This is a genomic window from Lacrimispora sp. 38-1, from assembly GCF_049890855.1.
Classification (GTDB): domain Bacteria; phylum Bacillota; class Clostridia; order Lachnospirales; family Lachnospiraceae; genus Lacrimispora.
The window spans coordinates 1-17,588 of sequence record NZ_JBANEW010000056.1 but is presented as its reverse complement, the minus strand read 5'-3'; the positions used below and the strand labels follow the sequence as shown (position 1 = coordinate 17,588).

Annotated in this window: 13 protein-coding genes; 8 read left to right on the top strand and 5 right to left on the bottom strand. The window is 43.2% G+C overall.

Annotation, left to right across the window (positions count from 1 at the left end; translation table 11 throughout):
- Positions 1 to 10 precede the first annotated feature (10 nt).
- The 5 genes from V7D18_RS15035 to V7D18_RS15015 are packed head-to-tail and all read left to right on the top strand — an operon-like array spanning position 11 to position 6,625.
- Positions 11 to 2,935: an insulinase family protein gene (locus V7D18_RS15035; RefSeq protein ID WP_426155248.1), complete on the top strand. Its 2,925-nt coding sequence runs from the start codon at positions 11 to 13 to the stop codon at positions 2,933 to 2,935.
- Positions 2,936 to 2,952: 17 nt separating this feature from the next.
- Positions 2,953 to 3,858 (top strand): GTPase Era, encoded by a 906-nt coding sequence (gene era / locus V7D18_RS15030; protein ID WP_426155246.1) that lies wholly within the window; start codon positions 2,953 to 2,955, stop codon positions 3,856 to 3,858.
- A gap of 15 nt (positions 3,859 to 3,873) precedes the next feature.
- The gene (gene recO, locus V7D18_RS15025; protein ID WP_426155244.1) at positions 3,874 to 4,539 is read left to right on the top strand and encodes a DNA repair protein RecO; all 666 of its coding nucleotides are present in this window, start codon (positions 3,874 to 3,876) and stop codon (positions 4,537 to 4,539) included.
- Positions 4,540 to 4,592: 53 nt separating this feature from the next.
- Positions 4,593 to 5,222: a hypothetical protein gene (locus V7D18_RS15020; RefSeq protein WP_426155242.1), complete on the top strand. Its 630-nt coding sequence runs from the start codon at positions 4,593 to 4,595 to the stop codon at positions 5,220 to 5,222.
- 14 nt (positions 5,223 to 5,236) lie between these two features.
- Entirely contained in the window at positions 5,237 to 6,625 is a 1,389-nt protein-coding gene (locus V7D18_RS15015) for a glycine--tRNA ligase (RefSeq protein WP_426155240.1), read from the top strand.
- A gap of 63 nt (positions 6,626 to 6,688) precedes the next feature.
- Here V7D18_RS15015 and V7D18_RS15010 read toward each other — a convergent pair whose 3' ends face one another.
- The 5 genes from V7D18_RS15010 to V7D18_RS14990 all read right to left on the bottom strand — a co-directional run bounded on the left by V7D18_RS15010 (position 6,689) and on the right by V7D18_RS14990 (position 12,242).
- Entirely contained in the window at positions 6,689 to 7,153 is a 465-nt protein-coding gene (locus V7D18_RS15010) for a cupin domain-containing protein (RefSeq protein ID WP_426155238.1), read from the bottom strand.
- A 134-nt stretch (positions 7,154 to 7,287) separates the two neighbouring features.
- A complete protein-coding gene (locus V7D18_RS15005) occupies positions 7,288 to 8,241 on the bottom strand; it encodes an ABC transporter permease (protein ID WP_426155236.1) in 954 nt (317 codons plus the stop codon).
- Positions 8,238 to 9,347: an ABC transporter permease gene (locus V7D18_RS15000; protein ID WP_426155234.1), complete on the bottom strand. Its 1,110-nt coding sequence runs from the start codon at positions 9,345 to 9,347 to the stop codon at positions 8,238 to 8,240. The genes V7D18_RS15005 and V7D18_RS15000 overlap by 4 nt, the downstream gene beginning before the upstream one ends.
- A complete protein-coding gene (locus V7D18_RS14995; RefSeq protein WP_426155232.1) occupies positions 9,344 to 10,879 on the bottom strand; it encodes an ABC transporter ATP-binding protein in 1,536 nt (511 codons plus the stop codon). The genes V7D18_RS15000 and V7D18_RS14995 overlap by 4 nt, the downstream gene beginning before the upstream one ends.
- Before the next feature lie 187 nt (positions 10,880 to 11,066).
- Positions 11,067 to 12,242, bottom strand: coding sequence for a BMP family lipoprotein (locus V7D18_RS14990; protein WP_426155230.1), 1,176 nt, complete (start codon positions 12,240 to 12,242; stop codon positions 11,067 to 11,069).
- Between the two features lie 238 nt (positions 12,243 to 12,480).
- Here V7D18_RS14990 and V7D18_RS14985 point away from each other — a divergent pair, with 238 nt between their 5' ends.
- From V7D18_RS14985 to V7D18_RS14975, 3 genes are all read left to right on the top strand, one after another.
- Positions 12,481 to 13,803, top strand: coding sequence for an MATE family efflux transporter (locus tag V7D18_RS14985; RefSeq protein WP_426155228.1), 1,323 nt, complete (start codon positions 12,481 to 12,483; stop codon positions 13,801 to 13,803).
- A 216-nt stretch (positions 13,804 to 14,019) separates the two neighbouring features.
- Positions 14,020 to 16,644: a pyruvate, phosphate dikinase gene (gene ppdK, locus V7D18_RS14980; RefSeq protein ID WP_426155226.1), complete on the top strand. Its 2,625-nt coding sequence runs from the start codon at positions 14,020 to 14,022 to the stop codon at positions 16,642 to 16,644.
- 266 nt (positions 16,645 to 16,910) lie between these two features.
- On the top strand, positions 16,911 to 17,549 hold the full coding sequence (locus tag V7D18_RS14975) for a hypothetical protein (protein ID WP_426155224.1): 639 nt from the start codon (positions 16,911 to 16,913) through the stop codon (positions 17,547 to 17,549).
- Positions 17,550 to 17,588: the final 39 nt, after the last annotated feature.

The following is a 17,588-nucleotide window of genomic DNA, read 5'->3' as shown; positions in this document are numbered from 1 at the left end:
GAAACAATATATGAATCTATTAAAAAAACTTGCAGCCTATGAGGTTGTGGAGGAAAAAGAAATTGTGGAGTTAAACGCAACCGGGTGCGTACTTCATCATAAAAAAAGCGGAGCCAGAATTTTCATCATACCGTGTGACGACGAGAACAAGGTATTTAACATTGGATTCAGGACTCCTCCCAGGGACAGCACAGGAGTGGCGCACATTCTGGAACACAGCGTTTTATGCGGTTCCGATCAGTTCCCTGTTAAGGACCCCTTTGTGGAGCTGGTCAAAGGTTCCCTTAACACATTCTTAAATGCCATGACTTATCCGGATAAAACCGTATACCCAGTTGCCAGCTGCAATGAAAAGGATTTCCATAACCTGATGAATGTCTATATGGATGCGGTACTTCATCCAAACATCTATAAAGAAGAGAAGATCTTTATGCAGGAAGGCTGGCATTATGAGCTGGAAGACAAAGACTCCGATTTAATCTATAACGGAGTGGTTTACAATGAAATGAAAGGCGCTTTTTCCTCTCCGGAAGAGGTTCTTGACCGTTTTACCAGAAAGGTGCTTTTCCCCGATAACTGCTATGGCCAGGAATCAGGTGGTGATCCATCCTATATCCCTGACCTGACCTATGAGGATTTTTTGAATTTCCACAGAAAGTATTATCACCCTTCTAACAGCTATATCTACCTTTACGGTGATATGGATATGGAGGAAAAGCTTATATGGCTTGATGAAAAGTATTTGAGCCACTATGACCGGACAGAGATTGACTCCAGGATTGTGAGACAGAAACCGTTTGAACATCCGGTGCAGGAAGAGACTTACTATTCCATAACGGAAGGAGAATCGGAAGAGAACGCCACTTACCTTTCCATTAATACCGTGGTAGGAACCGATCTGGATCCTAAACTGTATGTAGCATTTCAGATTCTTGAGTACACTCTTCTTGATGCGCCCGGCGCCCCATTAAAACAGGCGCTTATTGATGCGGGAATCGGGCAGGATATTCTTGGCGGCTATGACAGCGGCATTTTGCAGCCATATTTTACTGTTATTGCTAAAAATGCAAACAGAGAGCAGCTGGGAGAGTTCCTTGCAGTTGTAAAGGGAACCTTAAGAAAGCTTGTTGACGAAGGCATTAACAAAAAGAGCTTAAAGGCTGGTATGAATTATTACGAATTCCGTTATCGGGAAGCAGATTACGGTTCCGCGCCAAAGGGACTGATGTATGGTCTTCAGTGTATGGACAGCTGGCTTTATGACGGTGATCCCATGATGCACTTACAGTACCAGGCGACCTTTGATTATTTAAAGAAGGTTGTGGATGACGGTTATTTTGAACAACTGATCAGAGAGTATCTGCTGGATAATCCGTTTGAAGCAATACTGACTGTCAGCCCAAAAAAGAACTTAACAGCAGAGGAAGATGCGAAGACAGCCGGAAAGCTTGCAGCGTATAAGGCTTCTCTTTCAGAAAAGGAGATCACCCGTTTAATAGACCAGACAAAATCATTAAGAGAATATCAGGAAAACCCGTCTCCACAGGAAGATTTAGAGAAGATTCCCATGCTTTCCAGAGAAGATATCAGCAGAGAACCGGAGGAGATTATCTGGGAAGAAAAGGAAGTCCATGGAGTTAAGGTAATTCATCATGAGATGTTCAGTTCAGGAATCGGCTACTTAAAAGTACTGTTTGATACGTCGGTTCTTCCCATGGAGGATCTGCCTTATGTGGGATTTTTAAAATCTCTGCTTGGATATGTTAACACGGAAAACTACACTTACGGAGATTTAGCCAGTGAGATTCATTTAAACAGCGGCGGTGTCAGCTTTAGTGTCACCTCTTATCCTGATTTAAAGAACAGAGGCCAGTTTAAAGGTTATTTTATGGCAAGTGCCAGAGTACTCTATGATAAGATTGATTTTGGATTCTCTATTTTAAATGAAATCCTGACCCGTTCTCTCTTAGATGACGAAAAAAGGGTGGGAGAGGTAATCAGCGAAACCAGATCCAGAGCAAGAATGAAACTGGAAGGTGCCTGCCATTCGGCAGCGGTGGCAAGAGCTACATCCTATTTTTCTCCTGCATCCTATTTTAATGATATGACAGGAGGAATCGGTTATTATGAGTTTTTAGAAAAACTGGAGAAGGAATATGCGGCTGATAAGAAAACGTTTATAGCCAGATTTCAGTCTGTGGTGAAAAAACTCTTTACTACAGGCAATATGCTGGTAAGCTATACGGCAGATCAGGAGGGCTATGCTCTTCTTCCCGATGCGATGAAAAAGCTGACGGATGGACTGCCTGCAGGAGACGATAAGCGGTATTCTTTCATTTATCCGTCAGGTAACAGAAACGAAGGTTTTACAACCGCGTCCCAGGTTAACTACGTGGCAAGGTGCGGAACCTTTGCTGGTACAGGTTTGGAATATACAGGAGCTTTAAAGATACTAAAAGTCATTTTAAGCTATGATTACCTTTGGATTAATCTGCGGGTCAAGGGAGGAGCTTATGGCTGTATGAGCGGATTTGGACGCTCTGGCGAAGGCTATTTCGCTTCCTACCGGGATCCTAATTTAAAAGAGACGAACCGGATCTATGAAGGTGTCGTGGAATATCTGGAAAACTTCCAGGTGGAAGACCGGGATATGACCAAATACGTAATCGGAACCATCAGTGACATGGATGTGCCTTATCCGCCGTCTACCAAAGGAAACCGCGGTCTGTCCGCCTATATATCAGGTGTGAGCAGAGAGATGATGGAAAAAGAACGGGAAGAGGTATTAAACGCATCACAGGAAGACATAAAAAGCCTGGCTCCTATCGTAAAAGCGGTATTAAGCACCGGCAGTCTCTGTGTCATCGGCAATGAAGAAAAAATCGCAGCGGAAAGTTCCATGTTTGAAGAGACAAAGAACTTATTCCACTCATAACACAAAGGAGAATCTATATGGATCATAATTATAAATCTGGCTTCGTTTCTTTAATCGGGCGCCCAAACGTGGGAAAATCTACCCTGATGAATCATTTAATCGGGCAGAAGATTGCCATTACCTCCGACAAGCCCCAGACGACAAGAAACAAGATTCAGACCGTTTATACGGATGACAGGGGGCAGATTATATTCCTTGATACTCCGGGTATCCACAAGGCGAAAAATAAACTGGGAGAATATATGGTAAATGTGGCAGAGCACACGTTAAAGGAAGTGGACGTAGTGCTGTGGCTGGTGGAGCCTACTACCTTTATCGGTGCCGGAGAGCAGCATATAGCAGAGCAGTTGAATCAGGTGAAAACACCGGTAATTCTGGTCATCAATAAGATTGATACGGTAAAAAACCAGGAAGAGATTCTCACATTCATAAACGCCTATAAGGATATCTGCAAGTTTGCGGAGATCGTTCCGGTATCCGCTTTAAAGGATAAAAATACGGATTTAATGCTGGAACTGATTTATAAGTATCTTCCGGAAGGGCCCCAGTATTACGATGAAGATACGGTAACAGACCAGCCTATGCGCCAGATATCTGCAGAGCTGATCAGAGAAAAGGCACTCCGGCTTTTAAACGATGAGATCCCTCACGGAATCGCTGTAACAGTAGAAAAGATGAAGGAGCGGGACAACGGAATCATGGATATTGAAGCCAATATTATCTGTGAGCGGGAATCCCACAAGGGAATCATCATCGGAAAAGGCGGATCGATGTTAAAGAAGATCGGAAGCGCGGCACGTAGGGAAATTGAAGATCAGCTGGAGATGAAGGTGAATTTACAGCTTTGGGTCAAGGTCCGCAAAGAGTGGCGTGACAGTGAACTGTATATGAAAAATTATGGGTATAGCCAGAAGGATATTTAAAAGCGGTGGTTAACATTGAGGGAAACAGAGAAACTGACGGGGATGGTAATTAAAGTATCTCCGGTAGGAGAGATGGATAAGCGTCTTGTGATACTGACCAGGGAAAGAGGGAAGATTACCGCATTTGCCAGAGGTGCAAGAAGGCCCGGCAATCCGTTCATGGCGGTGAGCAGGCCCTTTGCCTTCGGCCAGTTTTCCCTTTATGCCGGAAGGGATTCCTACACACTCCAGTCTGCGGAGATTTCCAATTACTTTGAAGAACTGGCGGCAGATATGGAATGTACCTGTTTTGGTTCCTATTTTCTGGAATTTGCCGATTACTATTCCAGGGAAAACATTGACGAGACAGGACTGTTAAAGCTTTTATACCAGTCAGTAAGGGCTCTTTTAAAACCTGCTTTAAATAACCAGATGGTTTTACGGATTTTTGAATTGAAAGCCATGGTATTAAACGGGGAATATACTGAGAAACCGCCACGACAGGTCAGTGACTCGGCTAACTACGCCTGGGAGTATGTGATCGGTTCCCCCATAGAGCATTTATATACCTTTACCTTAACGGAACCGGTGCTTTTAGAATTCTCCCGCTGTGTGGAAATCAATAAAAAGCGGTACGTAGACCGCGAGTTTCATTCTCTGGAGATTTTGCAGACGATGATGGGGAGTAAAGTATTGAAATGACAGGCAGCATTTGGTATAATGCTCTCATATGTGCCAATGCAGGAGGAATTTGGATGAAAAAAAGGAAAGCGGTTCTGACTGCCCTGCTGGCAGCAGGCATGCTGACAGGATGTCTTGGGAATGGCGGCAGCAGCACCTTGAATTCAGAGAGCAGCAGAATCTATGTAACGGAAGAAGGAACATTTCAGACTGCAACGGTTGAATCTTATGCGCAGCAGGATTATTATAATGGAGATGAACTGAAAACATTTCTGGAAGAAGCAGTTTCTCAATATAACGGGGCAAACGGGCAGAACCAGGTAGCCTTAGACTCCTGCACACTGGATAACGGAACTGCCAAAATGATGTTCCATTATGCATCTCCGGATGCACTGATTGGATTTACAACCCAGTATGAAGACAAAGCCAATCAGGTGGAGTCCATTGCAGTAAATAAGCTGTCTGAAGTTTACGGTCAGAGTGAATCAGAGGGAGTGGCCTTTATAAAAGCTTCCGACGGGAAAGAAGCAGACAAAAAGGCATTGACGAAAAGAGTAGATAACCATGTGGTTGTTGTGACATCAGCTAATCCCGTAACCATACAGACCCAGGGAAAGATTCTGTTTGTTTCAAACAATGTGGTGATAAAGGATAGTCATACTGTACAGACAGCAAAGGGAAAAAGCTACATTATTTTTAAATAAGAGAGGTTAAGATCATGGAAAAGACAATGGAAAAGATAGTGGGACTGGCAAAGTCAAGAGGATTCGTATATCCGGGCTCTGAAATTTACGGAGGTCTTGCAAATACCTGGGATTACGGTAATCTGGGAGTGGAATTAAAGAATAACGTAAAGAAAGCCTGGTGGCAGAAATTTATTCAGGAAAGCCCCTATAACGTAGGTGTGGACTGCGCAATCCTGATGAATTCCCAGACCTGGATCGCTTCCGGCCACTTAGGCGGATTTTCCGATCCTCTTATGGACTGTAAGGCATGTAAGGAACGCTTCCGCGCAGATAAGCTGATTGAAGATTACATGGGTGAACATGGAATTACCATCGAAGGTTCCGTAGACGCATGGTCTCAGGAAGAGATGAAAAAGTATATCGATGAAAAGAACATCTGCTGCCCAAGCTGCGGAAAGCATGACTTTACCGATATCCGTCAGTTTAACTTAATGTTCAAGACCTTTCAGGGCGTTACGGAGGATGCAAAGAATACTGTTTATTTGAGACCTGAGACAGCTCAGGGTATCTTTGTTAACTTTAAGAATGTTCAAAGAACCTCCCGTAAGAAGATTCCCTTCGGCATCGGACAGATAGGCAAGTCTTTCCGTAATGAGATCACTCCTGGAAACTTTACCTTCCGTACCAGAGAATTTGAGCAGATGGAGCTGGAATTCTTCTGTGAACCGGATACAGATTTAGAGTGGTTTGCATACTGGAAAGAGTTCTGCATCAGCTGGTTGAAGAACCTAGGCATCAAAGATGATGAGATGCGTGTCAGAGACCATGAGAAGGAAGAGCTTTCCTTCTACAGCAAGGCAACCTCAGATATTGAATTTTTATTCCCGTTCGGCTGGGGTGAATTATGGGGAATTGCAGACAGAACCGATTATGATTTAACCCAGCATCAGAATACTTCCGGTCAGGACTTAACCTATTTTGATGACGATAAGAAGGAGCGTTATATTCCATATGTTATCGAGCCTTCTCTGGGAGCTGACCGTGTGACACTTGCGTTCCTTTGTGCTGCATACGATGAGGAAGAGATTGCGGATGGTGATGTACGTACAGTCCTTCATTTTCACCCAGCCATTGCTCCGGTGAAGATTGGTGTTCTTCCATTATCCAAGAAATTAAATGAAGGAGCAGAGAAAGTATTTGACGAGCTGCGCAGATATTATAACTGTGAATTTGATGACAGAGGAAACATTGGAAAGCGTTACAGAAGACAGGATGAGATCGGTACTCCTTTCTGCATTACCTATGACTTTGATTCAGAAGAAGATCACGCAGTAACAGTCCGTGACCGTGATACCATGGATCAGGTCAGAGTCCCCATTGCAGAACTTAAGAGCTATTTCGAAGATAAGTTCCATTTCTAAAAACAGAATCCGGAAGAGAATCTATTATGAGATTTTCTTCCGGATTTTTTATATGGATTGCCCCTAGTTCTGCTTATCGGAATCTCTTTTCGTCCAGTGAACGGTATCCGGCTGGTGGACAACCGGGGCGTAGATACAATAGATTTTCAGAGGGCGGTCTCCTGTATTGATCAGATTATGCCAGGTGTTGGCAGGAATCAAAATGGCACAGCCATTGTCTACTGTTTGGGAATAAAGAAGGTCATAGGGGCTGTCACCCATACAGATCATACCATCTCCGTCTGCAATACAGATATACTGATCTTCATTGGGGTGATTTTCCACACCGATTTCATAACCAACAGGAATACTCATTAAAGTCAGCTGCATATGTTTTCCTGTCCATCTTGTAGTCCGGAAGGAAGGATTTCTTAAGGTATCATGATTGATATTAAGAATCAGAGGGGAAGGTCCGTAGTCATTAGCATCCCAGGAATAGTAGGAGCGATGATGACAGGTGAAATTGCAAATGAAATTACAGTCAGACATTATGGGATTACTCTTTTCTCGTATGCTGTAATGTATTATATGGTACTGTATTCTTAAGTGACAATAAGATCAGAGAAACAAAAAAGCCGCAGGCGGAAAATCCAGTTGGATCATCCGGTCCTGCGGCAGTTACATTATCTCTGTCCTTTGTCGTAAGGAATTCCCTCCGCTTTTGGAGCCTGGGAATTTTTTGAAGTAAAGACAAGTACGATTAAAGTGATGATATACGGAACCATTTTGTAGAAATAGCTGGGAATTCCAAGGGCACTTAAGAACGGAATTCCGGAATATGAAGAAGCCACCGCTTTCATCAATCCGAAGAAGAGAGAGCACAGCATGATATTTACCGGTTTCCACTGACCGAAGATTAATACCGCCAGCGCCAGGAATCCGTATCCTGCCACATCGGCATTAAAGTTGGTGGAGGTGGGAACTACAAATACCAGACCTCCAAGACCGCCTAAAGCTCCTGAAATTAAAACTCCCGCATACTGCATCCTGTAAACATTAATTCCTGCAGAATCTGCTGCCTGGGGGTGTTCTCCGCATGCACGAAGTCTTAAACCGAATCGGGTGCGGTAAAGCACAACGGCAGATAAAATAAAGATTAAAATTCCCACGTATGTGGTAATATAGGCGTTCTGGAATAAAAGGGGTCCGATAAACGGAATGCTTCCCAGAACAGGTACCGAGGTGATACGGAAGGTATTGTTAAACGGAACCTGCTGCACCCCCTGGATAACACGGGCAACGAAAACCGCAAACGCAGGAGCAAACATGTTTAAAGCAGTACCGCTGATTACCTGGTTTGATTTCATGTTGATCGATGCATAAGCATGAAACAGTGAGAATACCATTCCGGTGCCCATGGATATTAATATGGCGATAATCAGCTGCAGCTGTCCGCTCATACTGCTGCCTGTAAAATTAAGAAACAGGATTCCGGTAAATGCTCCCATGGTCATAATACCTTCCAGAGCGATGTTGATAATACCGCTTCGCTCTGAAAACATGGCTCCAAGAGCAACGATCATGAGAGGAATCATGAAATACATGGTCTGCTGAAAAATGAAATAAATAACACTCATGATTTCGTTCCTCCTTTCTCAGCTTCGCCTGACTTTGCATTTTTCTGTCCCATAAGCTTTGACATAATAATCTTCACCATCAGGGCAAATGCACTGAAATAGATAATGACTGCTACGATAATATCAATAATTTCCGTGGAAAACTCAAACAGCTGTAAATAAAAGCCGCCTGCTGTCAGGTATGCGATGAAAATACCGGAGAACAGTACACCAATGGGATTATTTAAGCCAAGGAGAGCAACGGAAATACCTGTAAAGCCTTCGGAAGGCAGCACATCTTTAATCTCGATATGCTTACCGGTTCCTGCAAGGAATAAGAGACCTCCTGCAAGACCTGCAATGGCGCCGGCGATTACCATGGAAAGAATAATGCTTTTCTTTTCATTGATACCCGCATATTTGCTGGCATCCCGGTTGAATCCAACGGCCTTCAGCTCATAGCCGAATGTGGTCTTATTTAAAATAACCCAGATGAGGATTACTACCAGAATGGCGATTATAATTCCTCCGTTGACACTGGATCCCTGGAAAATTTTGTCCAGACCCATCTTCGGGATATTAGCGGTAGCAGCCACGTTCTTGGATTCGTTACGCAGATTGTTAAAAAGCGGTTTGTAGCTTTTTGTAATCCAGTTTACCAGGTACATGCCGATATAGTTCATCATAATAGAAGCAATCACTTCATTCACGTTGTAGTAGGCTTTTAAAATTCCCGGTACCAGTCCCCACAATGCGCCCAGGATTACGCTGGCCGCCAGGGCTATAATCCAGTGAGCCGGCCCCAGTGAGGTCCAGAGAATGCCCACATAGACGGCTCCAAAGCCTCCCACGATAAACTGACCCGGAGTACCGATGTTAAAGAGTCCGGTTTTAAACGCAAATCCTACGGAAAGACCGGTGAGAATAATCGGTGTGGCATAATAAAACACCTGACCGACGCCTTTGGCGCCGTGAGTAAAGGCTCCTGTTAAAATGGTAGCAAATCCGGGAAGTGCCTGCACCGGATTGCACAGAAACAAGATAATCAGTCCCACAATCAGTCCCAGAATAATGGCGAAAACGGAAGAGAGAATGCCTGTATGATCTTTTATCTGTTTCGGTTTCATAGTGTGACACCTTCTTTCTTAGCGCCTGCCATATAAAGACCTAATTCCTGAACGGTAATGTTCTCAGGGTCTAAGTCGGCAACGATTCCGCCTTCAAACATGACTAAAATCCGGTCGCTTAAATTCATAACTTCATCTAATTCCAGTGATACCAGTAAAATTGCGGCGCCTGCATCCCGCTGTTTTACCAGCTGGTTGTGAATGTATTCGATGGCGCCCACATCCAGTCCCCTGGTAGGCTGTACTGCAAGAAGAATATCCGGCCCTTTTGAGATCTCCCTGGCTACGATTGCCTTCTGCTGGTTACCGCCGGACATGCTGCGGGTAGTGGTAAATGCTCCTTCGCTGCTGCGGATATCATAATTCTCAATCAGCTTCTGTGCATAATCATAGATCTGGTCATTCTTTAAAAATGTGCCGCTCTGGAATTCTTTGTCAAAATACTGCTGAAGAACCAGATTGTATGCCAGGTTATATTCCAGCACCAGACCATGCTTGTGCCTGTCCTCCGGTATGTGGGAGAGACCGTGGGTGTTTTTGTAGCGGATACTTTTTTTAGTCATATCCTCACCGTTAATGGAGACTGTACCGTGGCCTGGATCTGAAATGCCGGTGATCGCATGAATCAGCTCTGTCTGTCCATTGCCGTCAATACCGGCGATACAGACAATTTCGCCTCTTCTTACCTGGAAGGATACATCATGAACCAGCTTTTTGGTCTGTCCCTTATGTTTGGCCTCTACGGATAATTCCTTTACTTCAAGAACCACTTCACCAGGTTCTGCAGCCTTTTTATTGATGGTTAAGTTCACCTTCCGGCCAACCATCATCTCTGACATCTCTTCCCGTGTGGTATCAGCAACATCTACGGTTCCAATATATTTACCGCGGCGCAGAACGGAACAGCGGTCTGCTACCGCCTTGATTTCATTGAGCTTGTGTGTGATGAACAGGATGGATTTACCTTCCTTTACCAGATCCCGCATGATCTGCATCAGTTCATCAATTTCCTGAGGGGTCAAAACTGCGGTGGGTTCATCAAATATCATGATTTCATTATCACGATAAAGCATTTTTAAAATTTCAACCCTTTGCTGCATTCCGACGGTAATATCAGATATCAGTGCATCAGGGTCTACGAAAAGTTTGTATTTTTCACTTAATTCCATTACTTTTTTTCGGGCATCATCCATCTTTAAAAATCCATGTCTGGTTGTTTCCATGCCCAGCACAATATTCTGTAAAACTGTGAAATTCTCCACCAGCTTGAAATGCTGATGCACCATGCCGATACCAAGTGCATTGGCATCCAGCGGACCTGTAATTTTTTCTTCATTACCACGAACCAGGATGGAGCCTTTCTCCGGCTGGTATAATCCGAATAAAACGCTCATGAGAGTGGATTTGCCTGCTCCGTTTTCTCCCAGGAGGGCGTGTATCTCGCCTTTTTTCAGCTGAAGTGTAATGTCATCATTGGCGATGATACCGGGAAATTCTTTTGTGATATGAAGCATCTCAATAATGTAGTCCATAAAATCCCCCTTACTTCGGTACCTATCTATGGGACCCGGTACCAGGTTAATAAAGTTATAAACCAAAAAGAAGATGCCGTAAGAGACCAGATCTGTTATGACTGGTGAATCAAACGGCATCTCCTTTCCTTTTTTATGCCAGAATACTGACATCGTGGTATGCCCGAAAGGGCACTACCCCTGCGGATTATTCTACAAAGTTAATTTTAGTTTTTTCAAGCTTTAAGTCTTTGTTCGGATCGTTATTATCCTGAGAAGGCTGTACCAGTGTTACCTTGCCATCCTTTAATTCAGTGAAGATTTTTTCATAATCTTCTTTTGTGAATTTGGTAAACTTGGAAGTTTCCATAGGAAGACCGATACCATCGTTCTTAGCTGAGAAAATGCTTGTCTCGCCGCCTGGGAACTTGTTGTCATAAAAATCTTTTACACCATCGTATACAGATACGGAAAGCTGCTTCATGGCAGAAGTGATGACTGTTTCAGACTCAAAGCTCTGGTCAACGTCAACACCAATTACTTTTTTGCCCTTTTCCTGAGCTGCAGCCATAACAGAGTTGCCAACAGCACCGCCGCAGCCGAAGATTACTTCGGTTCCGTTCTGATACCAGGATGCTGCCATAGACTGGGCTTCCGGAGTTGCAGCGAAAGCACCTGTATAGTTGTACATAATTTCAATGTTGTCAATGCCCATTTCCTTAGCAGCATAATCGGCACCCTCAGCAAATCCGTAACCATAACGGATAACTGCAGGAACTGCCATACCGCCTAAGAAACCAAGCTTTGTATAACCGTCTTTAACTGCTGCATAGCCGGCTAAGAAACCAGGCTCGTCCTCCTGGAACAGGATGGGCATAACATTGGCTTCTGTTTTGTATTCAGAGTAATCTGCGTTATGAGGAACTCCATCAAGAAGAATGAAGTGAACATCCTTATACTGTTCCTGAGCAAGGAATACCGGTTCTTCAAATAAGAAACCTGGACATACAACTAATTTAGCGCCGCCTTCAATAGCAAGTCCGATGGTCTCCAGATAAGAATCTGTGGTACCTTCCTGCGGCTGATAGTACTTGTAGGAGATCTTGTTCTCTTCTGCGTACTTCTTCATACCTTCCCATGCACCCTGGTTAAATGATTTGTCATCAATGGTACCAAGGTCTGTAACCAGCGCCAGTTCATATCCGTTTGATGAATCAGATTTGACGGATGTTGCACCGGTGGTTTCAGCAGCTTTTTCAGCTGCGGTTGTGGTTTCTGCTGATGAAGCTGCAGTTGTTGCCGTTCCGGAATTGGAAGAACCACATGCGCTGAGTGTTGCAGCCATCATGACTGCCATAGCTAATGCGAGAGCTCTTTTTTTCATAATACGATCTTTCCTCCTGTTATTCATATATTTTCAGAGATAACACTAATGTATCATATTTCAGCGCTGGAAACAATCTTAATTGATGATATTTTGCATAAAAACTGAGATAAAAATATCTGTCATTTTAAGACATATGCCCTGACTTTTAAATGTTAAATCCCCCTTTCCTTCTTTTCCTTGTTATTTAATTAAATTATGTTAAACTATTTTAAGACTTAAAAAAGGAGACTTAATTATGAAAAAAGTAAATCTACTGGAAGATCCCGTAAAAAAATTATTCGCAGGATATCTTCTTCCGTCAATTAGTGCAACAATGGTCACATCCATTTATATATTAGCAGACACTCTTATGATTGGAAGAGGAGTGGGCGCGATTGGAATTGCCGCCCTGAATATACTCCTGCCTCTGTTCAGCCTGTTTTTTGCAACCGGCATGCTGTTTGGGGCAGGGGGCGGAATACTTTTATCTGTATGCAAAGGGAAAAAAGACGGCCTGGCTGCAAATCAGTATTATACGGCTGCATTTATTATGGCTGCAGTGATGAGCGTTACCTATACCGTTTTTGGTCATGCTTTTTTTCTGCCCATTACAGCATTTCTGGGGAGAAATGAAAATATGACGCCTTATGTGGAGGAGTATGGAAGGATTCTGATATCAGGAGCCCCCGCTTTTTTATTTGCATCTTTTTATCAGGTATTTGTGCGCAATGATAAAGCACCAAGGCTTGCCATGACAGCAGTGGTTTCAGGAGGAGTGTTAAATATTATCCTGGATTATGTTCTGATGTTTCCCATGCAGATGGGTATGAAAGGGGCTGCTGCTGCCACTGTCATCGGCAGCTTTGTAACTCTTTTTATATTGCTGACACACCTGGTTTCAAAAGAAAATACGTTAAGATTTGTCACAGGAATCCACTTAAAGCAGGCGGCAGATGTGGTAAAAAATGGATTCTCCAGCTTTTTACTGGATATGTGTAATGGAATTGTCACCTTCTTATTTAACCGCCAGATTCTTTCCATCGCCGGTGAACTGGGAGTGGTGGTTTATGGTATTATTTCCAACAGCGCATATATTGCATCGTCAGTCAATAACGGAATATCCCAGGCAGTACAGCCGATACTGGCAACAAATTACGGAGCAGGAAAAAAAGAAAGGTTAAAGGAGGTAAGGCATCTGGCCGAGGGGACTGCCTGTCTGTCCGGTGTGTTGTTTGCCGGGACGGGACTTTTGTTTCCGGCTCTTGTAACAGAAGCATTTGTAAGACCTGATAAGGAAATTATGGCTATGGCGGTTCCTGCAGTACGGATTTATTTTCTGTCCTTTGCAGCAATGGGGCTGAATGTGCTTTATACCACCTGGTTCCAGTCAGTGATGGAACCTGCAAATGCTTTGAGAATCTGCCTGCTTAGGGGGATTGTTTTAAACAGTCTTCTGGTTTTTGTTCTTCCATTATTTATGGGAGTCACCGGAATCTGGACTGTCATGCCGGTGACAGAAGTGCTGACTCTTACCGCATGTCGAATTATGTTAAAGAAACAGACTATTTGTCGAACTTAATTTCGCATATACGAACACAAATCGCATATCAGAAAAAGACAGACTTTGTAAGTACTTTCAATGCAATTGTATTTAAAAAAGAGAAAATTACTTCAAATAATCAATGAAAACCTCTTTACTCCCCTTTTAATTGTGCTATAATACTTTCAGGGCTTTTCCGCAATGGAAGGCGCGGGGGAGCAGCATAATTTACACTTTTTGAGGAGGATTTTACTTATGGCAAGAAAATGGGTTTATTTGTTCACCGAGGGAAGCGCAGACATGAAAAACCTGTTAGGTGGCAAAGGGGCGAATCTGGCAGAGATGACCAATTTAGGTCTGCCGGTTCCTCAGGGATTTACGATTACGACTGAGGCATGTACTCAGTATTATGAAGATGGGGAAACAATTAATGACGAGATCATGGGACAGATCATGGATCATATCGAAAAGATGGAAAAAATCACCGGCAAAAAGTTTGGTGATAACGAGAATCCTCTTCTTGTTTCCGTTCGTTCCGGAGCCCGGGCGTCAATGCCTGGTATGATGGATACGATTTTAAATCTTGGACTGAATGAGAAAGTAGTGGAAGTGCTTGCTGAAAAATCAGGCAATCCGCGCTGGGCATGGGACTGCTACAGAAGATTTATCCAGATGTTCTCCGATGTAGTTATGGAAGTGGGCAAAAAGTTCTTCGAAGAGCTGATTGATGAAATGAAAGAAAAAAAGGGTGTTACAGAGGATGTACAGCTGACTGCAGAGGATTTAAAAGAGCTTGCAGGACAGTTTAAAGATGAATATAAGGAAAAAATCGGTTCTGATTTCCCAACTGATCCCAAGGAGCAGTTAATGGAAGCAATCAAGGCCGTATTCCGTTCCTGGGACAACCCAAGAGCCAATGTTTACCGCCGTGACAATGATATTCCCTATTCCTGGGGAACTGCTGTCAACGTTCAGATGATGGCATTTGGAAACATGGGTGAGACTTCCGGTACCGGAGTCGCATTTACCCGTGATCCTGCAACTGGTGAAAAACATCTCATGGGTGAATTCCTGATGAATGCACAAGGTGAAGATGTGGTTGCCGGTGTGCGGACTCCTCAGAAGATCGAGCAGTTAAAAGAGGTTATGCCTGAAGTTTATCATAAATTTGTGGGAATCTGCAGTATCCTGGAGGATCACTATAAGGATATGCAGGATATGGAATTTACCATTGAAGACAAGAAGCTTTATATGCTTCAGACCCGTAATGGCAAGAGAACAGCGAAAGCTGCTTTAAAGATTGCCTGTGATTTAGTAGACGAGTTTATGATCACAGAAGAAAAAGCAGTTAAGATGATTGATCCGAGAAACTTGGATACTCTGCTTCATCCTCAGTTTGATGCAGAAGTATTAAAGAAGACAGAGCCGGTTGGAAAGGCACTTGCTGCTTCTCCTGGTGCTGCATGCGGTAAGATTGTTTTCACAGCAGATGATGCAAAGACATGGAAGGAAAGAGGAGAAAAGGTGGTTTTAGTCCGTCTGGAAACCTCTCCTGAAGATATTGAGGGTATGAAGGCAGCTCAGGGTATTCTGACTGTTAGAGGAGGAATGACCTCTCATGCAGCTGTAGTTGCAAGAGGAATGGGAACCTGCTGCGTATCCGGCTGTTCTGAAATTGCCATGAATGAGGCAGCGAAAAAGTTTGTTCTTGCAGGCAAGGAATACCACGAAGGAGACTGGATCTCCCTGGACGGATCAACCGGTAAGATTTACGACGGAATTATCCCGACAGTCGATGCAATCGTAGCCGGTGAGTTCGGAAGAATTATGGCGTGGGCAGATAAATACAGAAAACTGAAAGTAAGAACCAATGCAGATACACCTGCTGATGCAAGAAAAGCCAGAGAGCTTGGTGCAGAGGGAATCGGTCTTTGCCGTACCGAGCATATGTTCTTTGAAGGCGACAGAATTGATGCATTCCGTGAGATGATCTGTTCCGATACAGTGGAAGAGAGAGAAGCAGCACTGGAGAAGATTCTTCCGGTACAGCAGGGAGATTTCGAAGCTCTTTATGAGGCTCTGGAAGGAAATCCTGTTACCATTCGTTTCTTAGATCCGCCTCTTCATGAGTTCGTTCCTACAGAGGAAGATGATATTAAAAAACTTGCTGATACACAGGGCAAGACTGTGGAGCAAATCAAGACAATCATTGATTCTCTTCACGAATTCAACCCGATGATGGGACACAGAGGATGCCGTCTTGCTGTTACCTATCCGGAGATTGCAAGAATGCAGACTAAGGCAGTGATCCGTGCTGCAATCAACGTTCAGAAAGCACATCCGGACTGGAATGTATGCCCTGAGATCATGATTCCTCTGATCTGTGATGAGAAAGAATTAAGATTTGTGAAAAAGATTGTTGTTGAGACTGCAGATGCAGAGATTGCAGCAGCAGGCAGCAGCTTAACCTATCAGGTAGGAACCATGATTGAGATTCCGAGAGCAGCACTGACTGCAGATGATATCGCAAAAGATGCGGAATTCTTCTGCTTCGGTACCAATGACTTAACTCAGATGACCTATGGCTTCTCCCGTGATGATGCAGGTAAGTTCTTAAACGCTTACTATGATACCAAGATCTTTGAGAATGATCCATTTGCAAAACTGGATCAGACCGGCGTAGGCAAGCTGATGGAGACTGCAATCAAGTTAGGCAAGAGCGTTCGTCCTGATATGCATGTAGGTATCTGCGGCGAGCACGGCGGAGATCCGTCTTCCGTAGAATTCTGCCATAAGATTGGTCTTGATTATGTATCCTGCTCACCGTTCCGTGTGCCGATCGCAAGACTTGCGGCAGCACAGGCGGCGTTGAATAATTAATGCGTTGGCAATGAGCCGTGCAAAAATAAGTGTCAAAAAGTCCGGGGGGAGAGCTTGCTCTCAACCGGACTTTTTGACGCTTATTTTTATAGGGCAAAGCCCGTAACCGAGATGGAGCGCAAGCGGAATCGAGGTTATAACGGCGGAGATGTGTATTACATTACTTGTTGGACAAAAATAAAATATGTTTGTGATTATGTAGACAAAATTACAAAAAAAGTTGTACTATATAAAGACGGCATTGTTAAATCAGGAGGTAACAATTAATGAAAGGTTTAGCGTTATATGGTGCTAAATGTACAGTTGAAATATGGAAGCAATTCCAAATTCAAATGGAGAAATATGATATAACATATGTAGAGTACCCACACTCTTTAACAGAGAGAGCAGAAAATTTTTCTGATATTTCTAAATGGGTAAATCATACATATCAAATGGATACCTATGATTTTATAATAGGTCATAGTATGGGCGGTATTATTACATTGGAGTTGCTGTCATCCATACAGTGTCATTGTAATAAATGTATTTTAATTGATACAATTTTAAAACCTACGAATGAGTTTTATAAAAATTTGATGCTACCTGTAAATATGAATACTTACGGAGAGCAAGTAATCTCAATGATTAAGCGTGAGAGTCAATATTATGGTGTTTATCTAACCAGCTATTTGCAAAGAGATGATGATTTTACGTACTATATTAATAATATTAATGCAGAAATATATGGTATTTATGGTGATAGAGGGCATGAAAACTATCTTAACCGAATAGAAGATTTATGTTTGCCAGAAGATATATATAATAAAATAAGTTTTCGCTTTGTCAAGAATGCCTGTCATATGCCAATGATAGAAAATCCGATTAATTTAGCGGAGATAATAAAAGATATTATTGATAATTAATGCATAAAAAAAAGCTGGGCACAGCATTTTAATGAGCTG

Coding starts and splice junctions, on each gene's coding strand:
- era (WP_426155246.1), top strand. CDS start 2,953: ATGGATCATAATTATAAATCTGGCTTCGTTTCTTTAATCGGGCGCCCA.
- V7D18_RS14990 (WP_426155230.1), bottom strand. CDS start 12,242: ATGAAAAAAAGAGCTCTCGCATTAGCTATGGCAGTCATGATGGCTGCA.
- V7D18_RS14995 (WP_426155232.1), bottom strand. CDS start 10,879: ATGGACTACATTATTGAGATGCTTCATATCACAAAAGAATTTCCCGGT.
- V7D18_RS15010 (WP_426155238.1), bottom strand. CDS start 7,153: ATGTCTGACTGTAATTTCATTTGCAATTTCACCTGTCATCATCGCTCC.
- V7D18_RS14985 (WP_426155228.1), top strand. CDS start 12,481: ATGAAAAAAGTAAATCTACTGGAAGATCCCGTAAAAAAATTATTCGCA.
- V7D18_RS14975 (WP_426155224.1), top strand. CDS start 16,911: ATGAAAGGTTTAGCGTTATATGGTGCTAAATGTACAGTTGAAATATGG.
- ppdK (WP_426155226.1), top strand. CDS start 14,020: ATGGCAAGAAAATGGGTTTATTTGTTCACCGAGGGAAGCGCAGACATG.
- V7D18_RS15000 (WP_426155234.1), bottom strand. CDS start 9,347: ATGAAACCGAAACAGATAAAAGATCATACAGGCATTCTCTCTTCCGTT.
- V7D18_RS15035 (WP_426155248.1), top strand. CDS start 11: ATGAATCTATTAAAAAAACTTGCAGCCTATGAGGTTGTGGAGGAAAAA.
- V7D18_RS15020 (WP_426155242.1), top strand. CDS start 4,593: ATGAAAAAAAGGAAAGCGGTTCTGACTGCCCTGCTGGCAGCAGGCATG.
- V7D18_RS15005 (WP_426155236.1), bottom strand. CDS start 8,241: ATGAGTGTTATTTATTTCATTTTTCAGCAGACCATGTATTTCATGATT.
- V7D18_RS15015 (WP_426155240.1), top strand. CDS start 5,237: ATGGAAAAGACAATGGAAAAGATAGTGGGACTGGCAAAGTCAAGAGGA.